Source organism: Mesorhizobium sp. M0772 (assembly GCF_040320135.1).
Lineage (GTDB): Bacteria > Pseudomonadota > Alphaproteobacteria > Rhizobiales > Rhizobiaceae > Mesorhizobium.
Genome location: NZ_JAMYPB010000007.1, coordinates 107,262 through 120,788, shown reverse-complemented (window position 1 = coordinate 120,788; position 13,527 = coordinate 107,262). Strand labels below are relative to the sequence as shown.

12 protein-coding genes are annotated in these 13,527 nt (G+C 61.6%); 6 read left to right on the top strand and 6 right to left on the bottom strand.

Features of this window, described 5'->3' with window-relative positions; all coding sequences use genetic code 11:
* Positions 1-31: 31 nt before the first annotated feature.
* Genes NKI06_RS07040 through NKI06_RS07030 form a run of 3 tightly spaced genes read right to left on the bottom strand, consistent with a single transcriptional unit; the run spans position 32 to position 4,866 of the window.
* On the bottom strand, positions 32-1,582 hold the full coding sequence (locus tag NKI06_RS07040; protein ID WP_023685369.1) for a SpoVR family protein: 1,551 nt from the start codon (positions 1,580-1,582) through the stop codon (positions 32-34).
* 9 nt (positions 1,583-1,591) lie between these two features.
* Positions 1,592-2,899, bottom strand: coding sequence for a YeaH/YhbH family protein (locus tag NKI06_RS07035; protein WP_352984614.1), 1,308 nt, complete (start codon positions 2,897-2,899; stop codon positions 1,592-1,594).
* A gap of 17 nt (positions 2,900-2,916) precedes the next feature.
* Positions 2,917-4,866, bottom strand: a complete 1,950-nt coding sequence (locus NKI06_RS07030; protein WP_023685367.1) for a PrkA family serine protein kinase — start codon at positions 4,864-4,866, stop codon at positions 2,917-2,919.
* 173 nt (positions 4,867-5,039) lie between these two features.
* On the opposite strand from NKI06_RS07030, the gene NKI06_RS07025 reads away from it, so the two are divergent.
* A complete protein-coding gene (locus tag NKI06_RS07025) occupies positions 5,040-5,291 on the top strand; it encodes a hypothetical protein (protein WP_245260666.1) in 252 nt (83 codons plus the stop codon).
* A gap of 112 nt (positions 5,292-5,403) precedes the next feature.
* On the top strand, positions 5,404-6,957 hold the full coding sequence (locus NKI06_RS07020) for an acetolactate synthase large subunit (RefSeq protein WP_023711703.1): 1,554 nt from the start codon (positions 5,404-5,406) through the stop codon (positions 6,955-6,957).
* An 11-nt stretch (positions 6,958-6,968) separates the two neighbouring features.
* Here NKI06_RS07020 and NKI06_RS07015 read toward each other — a convergent pair whose 3' ends face one another.
* Entirely contained in the window at positions 6,969-7,271 is a 303-nt protein-coding gene (locus NKI06_RS07015) for a BolA family protein (RefSeq protein WP_352984610.1), read from the bottom strand.
* A 168-nt stretch (positions 7,272-7,439) separates the two neighbouring features.
* Here NKI06_RS07015 and NKI06_RS07010 point away from each other — a divergent pair, with 168 nt between their 5' ends.
* From NKI06_RS07010 to NKI06_RS06995, 4 genes are all read left to right on the top strand, one after another.
* Positions 7,440-8,069: a J domain-containing protein gene (locus NKI06_RS07010; protein WP_032887126.1), complete on the top strand. Its 630-nt coding sequence runs from the start codon at positions 7,440-7,442 to the stop codon at positions 8,067-8,069.
* Between the two features lie 123 nt (positions 8,070-8,192).
* Positions 8,193-9,179 carry a cobaltochelatase subunit CobS gene (cobS, locus tag NKI06_RS07005; protein ID WP_023670677.1) on the top strand — a complete coding sequence of 329 codons (987 nt, stop codon included), beginning with the start codon at positions 8,193-8,195 and terminating at the stop codon, positions 9,177-9,179.
* Positions 9,180-9,190: 11 nt separating this feature from the next.
* Positions 9,191-11,089: a cobaltochelatase subunit CobT gene (gene cobT, locus NKI06_RS07000; RefSeq protein WP_352984608.1), complete on the top strand. Its 1,899-nt coding sequence runs from the start codon at positions 9,191-9,193 to the stop codon at positions 11,087-11,089.
* On the top strand, positions 11,086-12,111 hold the full coding sequence (locus NKI06_RS06995; RefSeq protein ID WP_023711705.1) for an esterase-like activity of phytase family protein: 1,026 nt from the start codon (positions 11,086-11,088) through the stop codon (positions 12,109-12,111). Before cobT ends, NKI06_RS06995 begins: the two co-directional genes overlap by 4 nt.
* Before the next feature lie 5 nt (positions 12,112-12,116).
* Here the strand turns inward: NKI06_RS06995 and NKI06_RS06990 are convergent, their stop codons facing one another.
* On the bottom strand, positions 12,117-12,788 hold the full coding sequence (locus tag NKI06_RS06990; RefSeq protein WP_023711706.1) for a polyamine aminopropyltransferase: 672 nt from the start codon (positions 12,786-12,788) through the stop codon (positions 12,117-12,119).
* A 3-nt stretch (positions 12,789-12,791) separates the two neighbouring features.
* Positions 12,792-13,472, bottom strand: a complete 681-nt coding sequence (locus NKI06_RS06985) for a queuosine precursor transporter (RefSeq protein ID WP_352984606.1) — start codon at positions 13,470-13,472, stop codon at positions 12,792-12,794.
* Between the last annotated feature and the right edge of the window lie 55 nt (positions 13,473-13,527).

Sequence of the window (13,527 nt, the reverse complement as noted above, 5' to 3'; positions counted from 1 at the left end):
CAGGCCCGCCACATGACGCTCTTTGCCGAGCTTATGCCGCGATCTGGCTCGTAGACCGTTCGTGGATGGTCGCACCGGTTTGAGCGTCAACTGCGACCAGGCTGACCTCGTAGCCCCAGAGGCTGCGGACATGGCGCAGCGTCGCGTCACGGCTGGCCCCTTCGAGCACAACACCATCCTTTACCCTGTGTTGCAGTCGCAACTGCCGGTCGCCGAGCAGGTCGACATCAATCACCTGGATGTCCGGCCGATTCGCTCCAAGGTCGTAACCGTGGGCTAGCTCGGCCCGTATCTTGTGATAGCCACGTTCGTTGTGGATCGAGGCGACTTCGAAATGCGGTTGGTCGGCTCCATCGCCAAGCACGAAGAACCGCCATTTTCGGATCAAGCTCGGGCTGAGGTACTGGCGGATAAAGGATTCGTCGCGGTGGTTGGCCCAGGCCTCAAGCAGGACCTCGCGCCAGTTGCCATGTCCTGCAATGTCCGGGAACCAGTCGCGGTCCTCCGCCGTCGGCTCGGTCGAAATGCGCTGTATGTCCTGCATCATGTCGAGGCCGAGGGCATAGGGATTGATGCCTGAAAACCGGGGATCGTCAAAGGCCGGCTGGAAGATCACGTTCGAATGGTTGCGCAGGATTTCGAGCATGGCACCTTCGCCGATCCGGCCGCGATCGAATAGCATGTTCATGAGCGTATAATGCACGAAGGTGGCGCAGCCTTCATTCATGACTTGAGTCTGTCGCTGCGGGTAGAAATATTGCGCGATGACGCGGACGATCCTGATGATCTCGCGCTGCCAGGGTTCCAGGATCAGGCTGTTCTTCTCGAGGAAATAAAGGAGGTTTTCCTCGGGAAGGTTGAGCGATCTCTTGCGCTCCGCCATCCCTTGATCCTCATTGCCGGACTTGTTTTTGTTCTGCGACGGCGGCAGCGTGCGCCACAGATCGTTGTAGGAGCGCTCTTCGTATTCGAGGCGCTCGCGAAGCCCTTCGCGCTGTCGCTCCGACGAGAGCTTTGGCGGCCGGTGGTAGCGGAACACCCCTTGTTCCATCAGCGCATGGGCGGAATCGAGAATAGCCTCCACTGCTGCAAGGCCGTGCCGCTCCTCGCACCGGGCGATGTAGCCCTTGGCGAAGTCCAGATAACCCAGGATTGCCCCGGCGTCGGTCCATTGCTGAAACAGATGATTGTTCTTGAAGAAATGATTGTGGCCAAGCGCCGCGTGGGCCGTCACAAGGGCCTGCAAGGCCATGGTGTTTTCCTCCATGAGGTAGACGATGCAGGGATTGGAGTTGATGACCAGTTCATAGGCCAGCCCCCGACCACCCTTACGGTAAAGAAGCTCCTGGTGAAGGAAATGTTTGCCGAACGACCAATGCCGATACATCAGTGGCATGCCGATAGATGAGTAGGCGTCGAGCATTTGCTGGGAGGAGATTATCTCCATCTGGACCGGGTAAGTATCGAGATGCAACTCGTCGACCGCGATCGCCTCGATCTCTTCAAAAGCCCGCGATAATTTCTCGAAATTCCAGTCGGAACCGGAAAACAACAAATTCGTTTCGTTGGCTCGCCTGACCATCTCTCTCTCTCAAGCGCTCTTGATGGCCACCGGCTGCGTGGCGAAGAGCCGGTGGAAGACCGGGTAAATATCCGCGGGAGCAGCGATGCGGCTCATCTGGAAGTTGGGCCATTTCAGCTCGATCGTACTGTAGGCGCGCCAAAGCGACGTCCCGTTTTCGGTAGCACCGAATATGTGGCTCTCGCGTTCGTCGATGATCTCGACATAGGCGAAATACTGGCACAGGCGCATGAGCTTGCCGTTCATGAGCTCTATGCATCGCTCGGAATCGGTGGTGAAATTGTCCCCGTCAGAGGCCTGCGCGGCGTAAATGTTCCACTCGCTGGCAGGATAGCGCTGGCCGATAATGCGGTGCATTTCGTCGAGCGCGGTGGAGACGATCGTACCGCCGCTCTGCGTGTTGTAGAAGAACGTGTCCTCATCCACTTCGTGCGCCTCATGGGTATGGCGGATGAAGACGATCTCCGTGCGTTCGTAGCGCCGTTTCAAGAACAGGTGCAGCAGCACGAAGAAGCGTTTGGCCAAGTCCTTTTCGCGTTGGCCCATCGATCCGGACACGTCCATAAGGCAGAACATGACGGCATTGGCATTCGGCACCGGCCGGGCGTCGAAGCGGTTGAATCGGATATCGACCGGATCGACAAAGGCAATTCGCCTGCGCCGTCGCTCCAGCCGGTCAAGCTCGTCGCGTAATTCCGCGATGCGCTGGCGCACCGCCGCGCCGGCCGGGGCCGACTCAAGCGTGACGATTTCCCGGAGGATCGCCTCCAGTTCCTGCTGCGTGGGGCGCCTCAGCGCAATGCGCCGGCCTAGGCTGTTGCGCATCGTGCGGCCGGCATTGATGTTGGTCGGGGAACCAGTTGCCGCGAAGCCGGCCCGGCGCGGCTTGAAGGCAAGGATTTCCTTGAGATTGAGCTTAACCAGGTCGGGCAGTTCGAGATCCTCAAAAAAGAGTTCGAGCACCTCCTCGCGTGACAGCACGAAACGAAAATCGTCTTCCGACGCCGTGTTTCCTGGCGACGACGCCGCGCCGCCCCCATGCGGCTTCGGGAGCAGGTCTCCAGGGGAAAAATGCCTGTTGCCCGGAAGGATGTGTCGGCGCCGTCCGCTGGCCCTGTCATCGTTGAAGCTCGGCTCGGCCGTTTTCCTTTCAGGCATGGGCACGGCGTGCTCGGTATCCACGTCGGCGATCCTGCCAGTGCGGATTTGATCGCGAATGCTCCGCTTCAACTCCTCGCGAGCACGCCTGAGGAAGCGCTGTCGATTGCCAAGGCTCTTGTCCTTGGGGTTCAGGCGACGGTCGATGAAGATCGGCATGGAACCATCCGGCTCTGTCAACCCGCCTTGTTCACCCGCATGTACCAGTCCACCAGCCGGCGTACCTGCCGTTCTGTGTAGCCACGCTCGATCATGCGCTGTACGAATTCGTTATGGCGCTTTTCCGTAACGCTGTCTTGCTTGGAGCCGAAGCTGATCACCGGCAAGAGGTCCTCGACCTGTCCGAACATCCGCTTCTCGATGACCTCGCGCAGTTTTTCATAGCTGGTCCATGACGGGTTGCGGCCGTGGTTTCTTGCGCGAGCGCGCAGAGTGAACTTCACCACCTCGTTACGGAAGTCCTTGGGATTGGCGATGCCTGCCGGTTTCTCGACCTGCGAAAGTTCGTTGTCCAGGATCTCCCGGTTGAGGATCTGGCCGGTGTCGGGGTCCTTGTAGTCCTGGTCCTCAATCCAGGCATCCGCATAGGCGATGTAGCGGTCGAAGAGGTTCTGGCCGTATTCGCTATAGGACTCCAGATAGGCCTTCTGGATTTCGTGGCCGATAAACTCGGCGTAGCGCGCCGCAAGCTCCGACTTGATGAATTCAAGATAGGCCGCTTCCGTTTCCTTCGGGAACTGCTCCCGCTTGATCGCCTCCTCCAGAATGTACATCAGATGCACAGGATCGGCGGCCACCTCCTCATTATCGAAGTTGAATGTCTGCGAAAGGATCTTAAAGGCAAAGCGCGTGCTGACGCCCGTCATGCCTTCATCGACGCCGGCGGCGTCGCGATACTCTTGGACCGACTTTGCCCTGGGATCGACTTCCTTCAGATTTTCGCCGTCATAGGCGCGCATCTTGGTGTAGAGCGGCGAGTTGTCGTGCTCGGCCAAGCGCGTCGAAACTGCAAAGCGGCTGAGGATGTCCAAAACTTCAGGGGCACAGGGGCTGGCGGCCAACTCGCTCTCACGCAGCAATTTCTCATAGATCTGCCTCTCTTCGGTGATCCGCAGGCAATAGGGTACCTTGACCACCAGGATGCGATCGAGAAACGCCTCATTGTTCTTGTTGCTCTTGAACTGTTGCCATTCCGACTCGTTGGAATGGGCGACGATGATCCCCTGGTAGGGAAAGGCGCCGAAATTTTCAGTGCCGTTGTAGCTGCCTTCCTGTGTCGCGGTCAGCAGCGGATGCAGAACCTTGATGGGTGCCTTGAACATCTCGACGAATTCAAGCAGACCTTGCGTGGTCCGGTTCAGGCCACCGCTATAGGAATAGGCATCGGGGTCGGACTGGCTAAAATTTTCCAATTGCCTGATGTCGACCTTGCCGACCAGGGCCGAGACATCCTGATTGTTCTCATCGCCAGGTTCGGTCTTGGCAATGCCGATCTGGCGCAGCCGCGAAGGCATCAGCTTGACGACGCTGAATTTGGAAATGTCGCCAGACAATTCGTCGAGGCGCTTGGCCGCCCATGGCGAAATCAATCCGTTCAGCCGGCGCCGGGCTATGCCGTATTTATCCTCTAGCAGATCACCCATGTGATCGGGATGGAACAGCCCAAGCGGCGACTCGAAAACCGGGCTGATCTGGTTGCCGACCTTCAGCGTGTAGATCGGGCGCTGCTCCATCAGTTTCTTCAGGCGCTCGGCCAGAGAGGATTTGCCGCCGCCGACCGGGCCGAGGAGATAGAGGATCTGCTTGCGTTCTTCGAGCCCCTGCGAGGCATAGCGGAAATACCCGGCTATGCGCTCGATCGTATCCTCCATTCCATAGAAGTCGGAAAAATGAGGGTAGACCTTGAGGGTCCGATTCGCGAAAATGCGGCCGAGCCGCTCGTCTTTGCTGGTGTCAACCAGTTTTGGTTCGCCGATTGCGTCGACCATCCTTTCGGGAGCCGAAGCGTACATCGATTTGTCTTCCCGACAGGCAAGAAGATACTGTTGGATGCTGACCTCTTCGTCCGCCGCATTGGCATAAATTTCCGAAAAAAGATCGAAGACGTCGGATTGGGTTGCACGCATGATGTTCTGCCCTCGGAGCCGATCTGGATTCCAATCGCCTCATCACCTTCAACTGTCGGAAAGCATTGTTGGTTCCCTTCACATGAAGGAGAGTGGCTGCAATCCGGGTAGAAGGCTTGGGAGGAAACATTCGGAGTGGCTGGAATGGCGGGTTGCCCGGTGCTGCGGCGCTGATGGGCGGCGTTGTCGCCGGCCAGCTATCTCGATGGACACAAGCATCCGCCGACCTTCATCGCCTATTCGCGCGCCGAAGGCTGCGACGACCAATCGAAGGCTTTGCCAAGCGCCTGCGCGCCACCGGCACTGAAGTGACGCTGTTCGACGGCAACGCCTACACGCATATGTCGATCAATCACGACTTCGGCGAGGACGTCGACGCGTTGACCGCCGCGATGCTGGCCTTCCTGAATGCGACCGTCGGTTGATCCCGGATCCCCGCGAGGCGTCCTGGATCAGACCAAAAGCCCCGGCGGGACATTGCCGACCCGGCGCCTACAGGTGCAATTGTTCCTGAATTGTCGATTGGGAAAGAAAATCATGAATGGCGCCGATCTGCTGTGCGACGTGCTCCTGGCCAATGACGTCACGGTCTGCTTCGCCAATCCTGGCACATCCGAAATGCATTTCGTTGCCGCACTGGACCGCAAACCTCAGATGCGCTGCGTGCTCGGCCTGTTCGAGGGCGTGGTGACCGGCGCCGCCGACGGCTATGCGCGCATGACCGACCGCCCGGCAGCAACGTTGCTGCATACCGGACCGGGTCTCGCCAACGGTTTGGCCAACATGCACAACGCAAGGCGTGCGCGCAGCCCGATGATCAACATTGTCGGCGACCATGCTTCTTACCATCTGCCGCTCGATGCCCCGCTGACCAGCGACATAGAAGGCCTGGCGTCGCCGATGTCGAACTGGGTTGGCCGCGTCAAGGGGCCGGCCGATATTGTGCCGGCCGCCGAGGCGGCTTTCCGCGCCTCACTCACGCCGCCTGGCGTCACGACGCTGATCCTGCCTGCGGATGCCGCCTGGGGCGAAGTTGCTGCGATTTCACCTGGCAAGGTGGAGCTGGAGCCGCCGCCCGCCGTCGACATGGCTGTTGTGCGCACGATCGCCGAAGCAATCCGCGCCGCGCCGGGCCGTGTCGGCATGGTGGTGCGTGGGCAGGCGGCGCGCGCCGATGGACTTGAAATCGCAGGGAGAATCTCATCGGGAAGCGATGTCAGGCTGTTCAGTGAGGTTCTGATCGCCCGCATGCAGCGCGGCCGCGGGCGGTTCGCCCCGACCCGCATTCCCTATCCGGTCGATGCGGCGACGGCCACGCTCCGGGATATCGATTTGCTGGTGCTGGTCGGCGCCAAGGAGCCGGTTGCCTTCTTCGCTTATCCCGGCAAGCCCGGGCGGCTGGTTCGGGACGATTGCAAGGTGCTTTCGCTGGCGGCGCATGGCCAGGATCTGAAAGCGGCGCTGGAGGCGCTGGCCGACGAGCTCGGCATCAAGCCGACGCAGCAATTCGCCGCCGCAACCGCCTTTCCAGACGAACCGACGCTGAGCGGCAGACTGACGGACGATGCCATCGCGCTGTCGGTGGCGCGCAAACTTCCGGCCAATGCCATCGTCTGCGACGAAGCGGTCACCTCGGCGAGACGGTTCTTCACGCTATCCGCCTTTGCGGCGCCGCACGACTACATGATGGGTACGGGCGGATCGATCGGCGGCGGCATTCCCATGGCTACCGGCGCGGCGATCGCCTGCCCGGACCGCAAGGTGATCAATCTCGAAGCCGACGGCAGTGGCATGTACACGGTGCAGGGACTGTGGACCCAGGCCAGGGAAAAGCTTGACGTCGTGACCATCATCTTTTCCAACCGGACCTACGCCATCCTGCATGGCGAAATGAAGAATGTCGGGGTCAATGAGATCGGCGAGAACGCCAGGCGCATGCTCGATCTCGACCATCCGGCGCTGGACTGGGTTGCGCTGGCCAAAGGCATGGGCGTCGAAGCGGCCCGCGCCGACACGTGCGAGCGGTTCGACGCGCTGCTCGACAGTGCCCTGTCGCGTCCGGGACCGTTTCTCATCGAAGCGGTGATCTGAGGCGGAGAGACTTACCAACGGGTCTTTTCGCCGGGTGCAGCCGGTTCGATTGCCAGCGCATGGACGCCGGCTTGCAGCTCCGCTGCGAGCAATTCGTTGACGGCGCGGTGGCGGTCGATGCGGCTCATGCCGGCAAAGACGGATGAGACGATGCGGACGCGAAAATGCGTCTCGCCGGTGCCGTCATAGGCACCGTGATGGTCGGAGCCGTGGTGGTGATGACCGGCATGAAGGTGGCTTTCATTGACGATCGCCAGCCGCTCCGGCGAAAACGCCTTGTTCAGCTTGTCTTCCATCGTCGCCTGTATGGACATCGCCATCTCCCTTCACCATATCTGCAAGGCGTGATCGGGAAATCGGGATCGATCCCGCCGGGCCGCCTCAAAAATCGCCATTCGCCCTGCTTTATGCCGCGATTCAGCGGTTAGGGCGATGATCGCGAAAATGTCAATTCTTGTTTCGCACGTGCGAACAGCCCATAAATGGGTGAGATGAAACCGTACCCCAAATATTTCGAGAAAATTCGGGTCCGTCCCGACAAGGATGCGGAGCTGAAGTCGCACTCGCCGATCTGCCAGTGGGACGGCTGCAAGGAGGCCGGTACTCACCGGGCGCCGGTCGGACGCATGAAGGAAGGCGAGTATTTTCAGTTCTGCTTCGATCATGTGCGCGAATACAACAAGGGTTTCAACTACTTCTCCGGCGTGCCGGACACCGAGATCGCCCGCTTCCAGAAGGAAGCGATGACCGGCCACCGGCCGACATGGAAGATGGGCGTCGCCGGCGCCTCGACGCGCTCCTCGCCCGATTTCGCCCAGCAGCGTTCCGGTCGCGCCGGCTATTACAACCGCATGCGCGATCCCTTCGATCTGTTCAAAGGGCCGAAGGACCCGCGCGAGGCGCGCGAACGCAAGGCCAAGCCGCTTGAGGCCAAGGCACTGGAAACGCTTGGCCTTGATACAAAGGCGACTGGCAAGGACATCAAGGCGCGCTATAAGGAACTTGTGAAGCGCCACCATCCGGATGCGAATGGCGGCGATAGAGGTTCGGAAGACCGGTTCCGCGATGTGCTGCAGGCCTATCGCGTGCTCAAGCAGGCGGGTTTGTGCTGAGCAACCTAACGGTTCGTGTCGTTTTCCAACTTTCATAAGGGTGGAAAAGGCTCTAAGACCGCCCCCGGACAAAATCGATTGCCGGCGAAATCAGGCATTTCGCCCGTGGAGACTTGGATAGAGATGAACAAGGTCGATCGCGACATCGCCAATTTGCCCGACACGACGGTGTCGGTGAAAGACAAATTCGGCTTCGAGTCCAAGATGGTGGTGCCGGCCTATTCGGTAACCTCGGAACATGTGCCGGACATCGATCCGGATTATCTGTTCGACAAGGCGACGACGCTGGCGATCCTTGCCGGCTTTGCCTACAACCGCCGCGTCATGGTGTCTGGCTATCACGGCACCGGCAAATCGACGCACATCGAACAGGTCGCCGCCCGCCTTAACTGGCCCTGCGTGCGCGTCAACCTCGACAGCCATGTCAGCCGTATCGACCTCGTCGGCAAGGACGCCATCGTCGTCAAGGATGGCCTGCAGATCACCGAATTCCGCGACGGCATCCTGCCCTGGGCCTACCAGCACAATGTCGCGCTCTGCTTTGACGAGTACGATGCCGGCCGTCCGGACGTGATGTTCGTCATCCAGCGCGTGCTGGAATCGTCGGGCCGCCTGACGCTGCTCGACCAGAGCCGGGTCATCCGCCCGCATCCGGCGTTCCGGCTGTTTTCGACCGCCAACACGGTCGGCCTCGGCGACACCACCGGCCTCTATCACGGCACGCAGCAGATCAACCAGGCGCAGATGGATCGCTGGTCGATCGTCACCACGCTGAACTACCTGCCGCACGACAATGAGGTGAACATCGTGCTGGCCAAGGCCAAGCACTATCGCGACGGCAAGGGCAAGGACATCGTCAACAAGATGGTGCGCGTCGCCGACATGACGCGCTCGGCCTTCATCAATGGCGATCTGTCGACCGTGATGAGCCCGCGTACCGTCATCACCTGGGCCGAAAATGCCGAGATCTTCGGCAATATCGGCATGGCGTTCCGGCTGACCTTCCTCAACAAGTGCGACGAGCTGGAGCGTTCGGTGGTGGCCGAGTTCTACCAGCGCGCCTTCGGCGAGGATTTGCCCGAGAGCGCCGCCAACGTGGTGCTGGGGTAAGCTGAGCCTCGATGGCGGGTCCGGGCGACAACACGCGCAACAAGTCGAAGACGGGGTCTGAAGCCGACAGCTTCAAGCGTGCCGTCACCGTCTGCATGCGCGCCATCGCCGGCGACAAGGAGCTCGAAGTCGGTTTCGCCAAGGACCGCCCGGCGCTCGCCGGCAGCCGCGCCCGACTGCCCGAACTGCCGAAGAAAGCGTCCAAGACAGACATCGCGATTACTCGTGGCCTGGGCGATTCCATGGCGCTGAAGCGCGCCTGCCACGATCAGCGCATCCACACCAAACTGGCGCCGGAAGGCAAGCTGGCGCGCTCGATCTATGACGCCGTGGAACAGGCCCGCGTCGAGGCGATCGGCAGCCGCGCCATGCAAGGCGTCGCCGACAATATCGGCTCGATGCTGGAGGACAAATACGCCAAGGCCAACCTTGTCGACGTCAAGGACAAGGCCGACGCGCCGATCGAGGAAGCGCTGGCGCTGATGGTGCGCGAGAAGCTGACCGGGCGGCCGATCCCGAAGAGCGGCGAGCGTCTGGTCGACCTCTGGCGACCCTGGGTCGAGGAGAAGGCCAAGGCCGATCTCGACGGACTGTCGGCCAAGCTCGGCGACCAGCAGGCCTTCGCCCGCGTCGTGCGTGAGATGCTGGCGTCCATGGAGATGGCCGAGGAACTCGGCGACGATCAGGAGACCGAAGACTCCGAGGACAATGACGACAACCAGCCGCAAGGCGAGGAGCAGAGCGAGGAGGGCGGCGAAGAGGATTCCGGCTCCGAGCAGTCGCAGTCCGAGGATGCCGAGGCCTCGGCCGACGACGAACAGTCGTCCGAGACGGAGGCGTCCGACGCCACCGCCGACGATCTTTCCGACGATGACGATGCGGACGCCGAAACGCCGGGCGAAGCCCGCCGCAACGACAACCCCTTCACCAATCTGCCGAAAGAGATCGACTACAAGGTTTTCACCACCGCCTTCGACGAGACGGTCGGTGCGGAAGAGCTGTGCGAGGAGGAAGAACTCGACCGGCTGCGCGCCTTCCTCGACAAGCAGTTGGCCAATCTCTCCGGCGTCGTCGGCCGGCTCGCCAACCGGCTGCAGCGCCGCCTGATGGCGCAGCAGAACCGTTCCTGGGATTTCGACCTCGAAGAGGGTTATCTCGATCCGGCACGCCTGGTTCGTGTCGTCATCGATCCGATGCAGCCCTTGTCGTTCAAGCAGGAGCGCGACACCAAATTCCGCGACACGGTGGTGACGCTGGTGCTCGACAATTCGGGCTCGATGCGCGGCCGGCCGATCACGGTTGCCGCCACCTGTGCCGACATTCTGGCGCGCACGCTGGAGCGCTGCGGCGTCTCGGTCGAGATCCTCGGCTTCACCACGCGGGCGTGGAAGGGCGGACAGGCGCGCGAGAAATGGCTGAAGGACGGCAAGCCGCCGAAACCCGGCCGGCTCAACGATCTGCGCCACATCATCTACAAATCCGCCGATCATCCGTGGCGCCGCGCCCGGCGCAATCTCGGCCTGATGATGCGCGAGGGCCTGCTCAAGGAAAACATCGACGGCGAGGCGTTGTTATGGGCGCACAACCGGCTGATCGCCCGGCCCGAACAGCGCAAGATCCTGATGATGATCTCGGACGGCGCGCCGGTTGACGATTCGACGCTGTCGGTCAATCCTGGCAACTATCTCGAGCGGCACCTGCGCGCCGTCATCGAGCTGATCGAGACGCGCTCGCCGGTCGAGCTTCTGGCCATCGGCATCGGCCACGACGTCACCCGCTATTACAGGCGCGCCGTCACCATCGTCGATGCCGAGGAACTGGCCGGCGCCATGACCGAGCAGCTGGCCTCGCTGTTCGCCGAGGAAAACGTGCGCGATACACGCCGCGGCGGCTACCGGCGCGCCGGATGATTTTTTTGCGCGGCGGGTTTCGGCAGATGCTCTTCGCGGTCACTGCCTTGTCCGGCATGGCGTTTGCGCCGGCCATCGCCGCCGGCCCAAGCGCGGTCGAGCCGGTCGAAGTCTCGGCGCGGCCGATCACCACCTTCCATATCGGCAGCGCCGACAAGCAGTTTGGGCCGCTGGAATTCGTCGGCGGTCTTGAGATGAACTCGACGACGCGCGATTTCGGCGCGCTGTCGGCATTTCGGTTCGTCAAACCCGGTAGCGATTTCATCGGCGTCGCCGATACGGGCTTCTGGTTCTTCGGCTCGATCACCCATGATGCCGACAAGCGGCCGTCCGGCATCCAGAATTTCCGCATGCAGCAGATGGTCGATGAGAAGGGCCGGCCGATCGACAGGAAATGGGAAGTCGATGCCGAGGGCCTTGCAGTCAAGGACGGCATCGCCACCGTCGGCTTCGAGCGCGATCACCGCGTCGCCCAGTTCAAGATCGACCCCAGCAACATGACGGCGCCGTTCAAGCAACTGAACTTTCTGATTCCAGCCCGCGAACTGCGACAGAACCGCGGTTTCGAGACCGTCACCCACACCAATCCTAGCGGCCAGCACGAGGGCGGCCTCGTCGTGGTCTCGGAAAAGAGCTTGGACAAGGCTGGCAACATCTATGCCGCCATCATCGAAGGGCCGCACAAGGGCGTCTTCACGGTCAAGCGCAACGGTGATTTCGACATCACTGACGGCGCCTTCCTGCCGGATGGCGACCTGCTGCTTTTGGAGCGCAGTTTCTCGATGGCCGGCGGTGTCAGGATGCGGCTAAGGTGCATCTATGGCGAAAGCGTCGAGAAGGGCGCGGTTGCCGACGGGCCGGTGCTGATGGAAGCCGACATGGGCTACCAGATCGACAATATGGAAGGACTCGACGTCTGGACCCGCGATGACGGGGCGCTGATGGTGTCGCTGATCTCGGACGACAACCACTCGATCCTGCAGCGCAACCTCTATCTGGAATTCATCCTGCACCAGGATTGAGAGCCCTAAGGCTTGGTGGCGATCCAGATGACGTGGCGCGCGCCGCGCTTGCCATTGGCGCGCGTCTTCACCTCGTCCACGACAAAGCCCGCCTGCTTGAGCCTAAGTGTGAAGCCGGCATCGGGGCCTTGCGACCAAACAGCCAGCACGCCCCCAGGCCTGAGCGCTGCACGCGCCGCGCCGAGCCCGGCAGCGCCATAGAGGGCGTCGTTGCCCTTGTAGACGATGCCTTCGGGGCCATTGTCGACATCGAGCAGGATGGCGTCCCAGGCTGCCTTGTCGGATCTTATGATGTGCCCGACGTCGGCTTCGCGAACCGTCACACGGGGATCGTCGAGACAGCCGGCGAAGACCGCCTCCATGGGGCCGCGCGCCCAGGCGATGACGGCGGGGACAAGCTCGGCAACGGTGATGCCTGCGTCGGCGCCCAATTGGGCAAGCGCAGCGCGCAGCGTAAAACCCATGCCGAGGCCGCCGATCAGGATTTTCGGTTGGGCGCGGCCGCCGATCTTTTCACAGGAGAGCTTGGCCAGCGCTTCTTCGGAGCCGCTGAGGCGGCTGTTCATCAGCTCATTGGTGCCGAGCATGATCGAGAATTCGCTGCCGCGCTGCTTAAGGCGCAGTTCCTGTCCGCCGTCAGGCGTTTTGGCCGAGCCGAGCTGGACCCAAGGGATCACGGCCTAGACAGCCACGGCCGGCTGGCTCCAGTGGGCGGCGAGCAGCCGGTAGGGGATCAGGGCCACAACAGCGATGATCAGCTTCACCGAAAGGTCGCCCAGCGCCCAGGAGACCCAGCGCATGGTCTCGACCGGCAGCACGCCCATCAGCGGCGCCGTCTCCAGCGCAAAACTGTCGTTCGGGCCGGCAAAAGCGAAGGCGGCCGAAAAGGCGATGCTGAAGAACACCAGGGTGTCGAACACCGAGCCGACCAGCGTGCCGACGATCGGCGCGCGCCACCAGCTCTGCCGGCGCAACCGGTTGAACACGGTGACGTCGAGCAATTGCGCGCAAAGGAAGGCCGCGCCGGAAGCTGCGGCGATGCGCACCAGCCGGTCGGCTGATGTCTCGAACTCGATCAGGCCGTGGCGAAACAGGAAGGGCGGGACGAGAATCGAGCAGACCACCGCGGTCATGAAGCCGACAAGGACGATGCGGCGCGCCACCGTCGGGCCGTAGCGGCGGTTGGCAAGGTCGGTGACCAGGAAGGAGAAGGGATAGGTGAAGGCGCCCCAGGTCAGGATGTCGGCCAGCGACAGACCGCCGGCCTGACCCTGCATCGGGAACTGCACGAGGATGTTCGATACCACGACGACAAGCGCCATGGCGGCCACAAAGGGCAGATATCGCGAGAAGGAAGTCATTTTTTTATCCTGGGTAATGGAACCAGCCAGGCGCTAGCCGAAATCCGGATCGCGC

Excerpts from the sequence above, each read along its gene's own strand:
- NKI06_RS07040 (WP_023685369.1), bottom strand. The coding sequence starts at position 1,582 with ATGGTCAGGCGAGCCAACGAAACGAATTTGTTGTTTTCCGGTTCCGAC.
- NKI06_RS07035 (WP_352984614.1), bottom strand. The coding sequence starts at position 2,899 with ATGCCGATCTTCATCGACCGTCGCCTGAACCCCAAGGACAAGAGCCTT.
- NKI06_RS07030 (WP_023685367.1), bottom strand. The coding sequence starts at position 4,866 with ATGCGTGCAACCCAATCCGACGTCTTCGATCTTTTTTCGGAAATTTAT.
- NKI06_RS07025 (WP_245260666.1), top strand. The coding sequence starts at position 5,040 with ATGGGCGGCGTTGTCGCCGGCCAGCTATCTCGATGGACACAAGCATCC.
- NKI06_RS07020 (WP_023711703.1), top strand. The coding sequence starts at position 5,404 with ATGAATGGCGCCGATCTGCTGTGCGACGTGCTCCTGGCCAATGACGTC.
- NKI06_RS07015 (WP_352984610.1), bottom strand. The coding sequence starts at position 7,271 with ATGTCCATACAGGCGACGATGGAAGACAAGCTGAACAAGGCGTTTTCG.
- NKI06_RS07010 (WP_032887126.1), top strand. The coding sequence starts at position 7,440 with ATGGGTGAGATGAAACCGTACCCCAAATATTTCGAGAAAATTCGGGTC.
- cobS (WP_023670677.1), top strand. The coding sequence starts at position 8,193 with ATGAACAAGGTCGATCGCGACATCGCCAATTTGCCCGACACGACGGTG.
- cobT (WP_352984608.1), top strand. The coding sequence starts at position 9,191 with ATGGCGGGTCCGGGCGACAACACGCGCAACAAGTCGAAGACGGGGTCT.
- NKI06_RS06995 (WP_023711705.1), top strand. The coding sequence starts at position 11,086 with ATGATTTTTTTGCGCGGCGGGTTTCGGCAGATGCTCTTCGCGGTCACT.
- NKI06_RS06985 (WP_352984606.1), bottom strand. The coding sequence starts at position 13,472 with ATGACTTCCTTCTCGCGATATCTGCCCTTTGTGGCCGCCATGGCGCTT.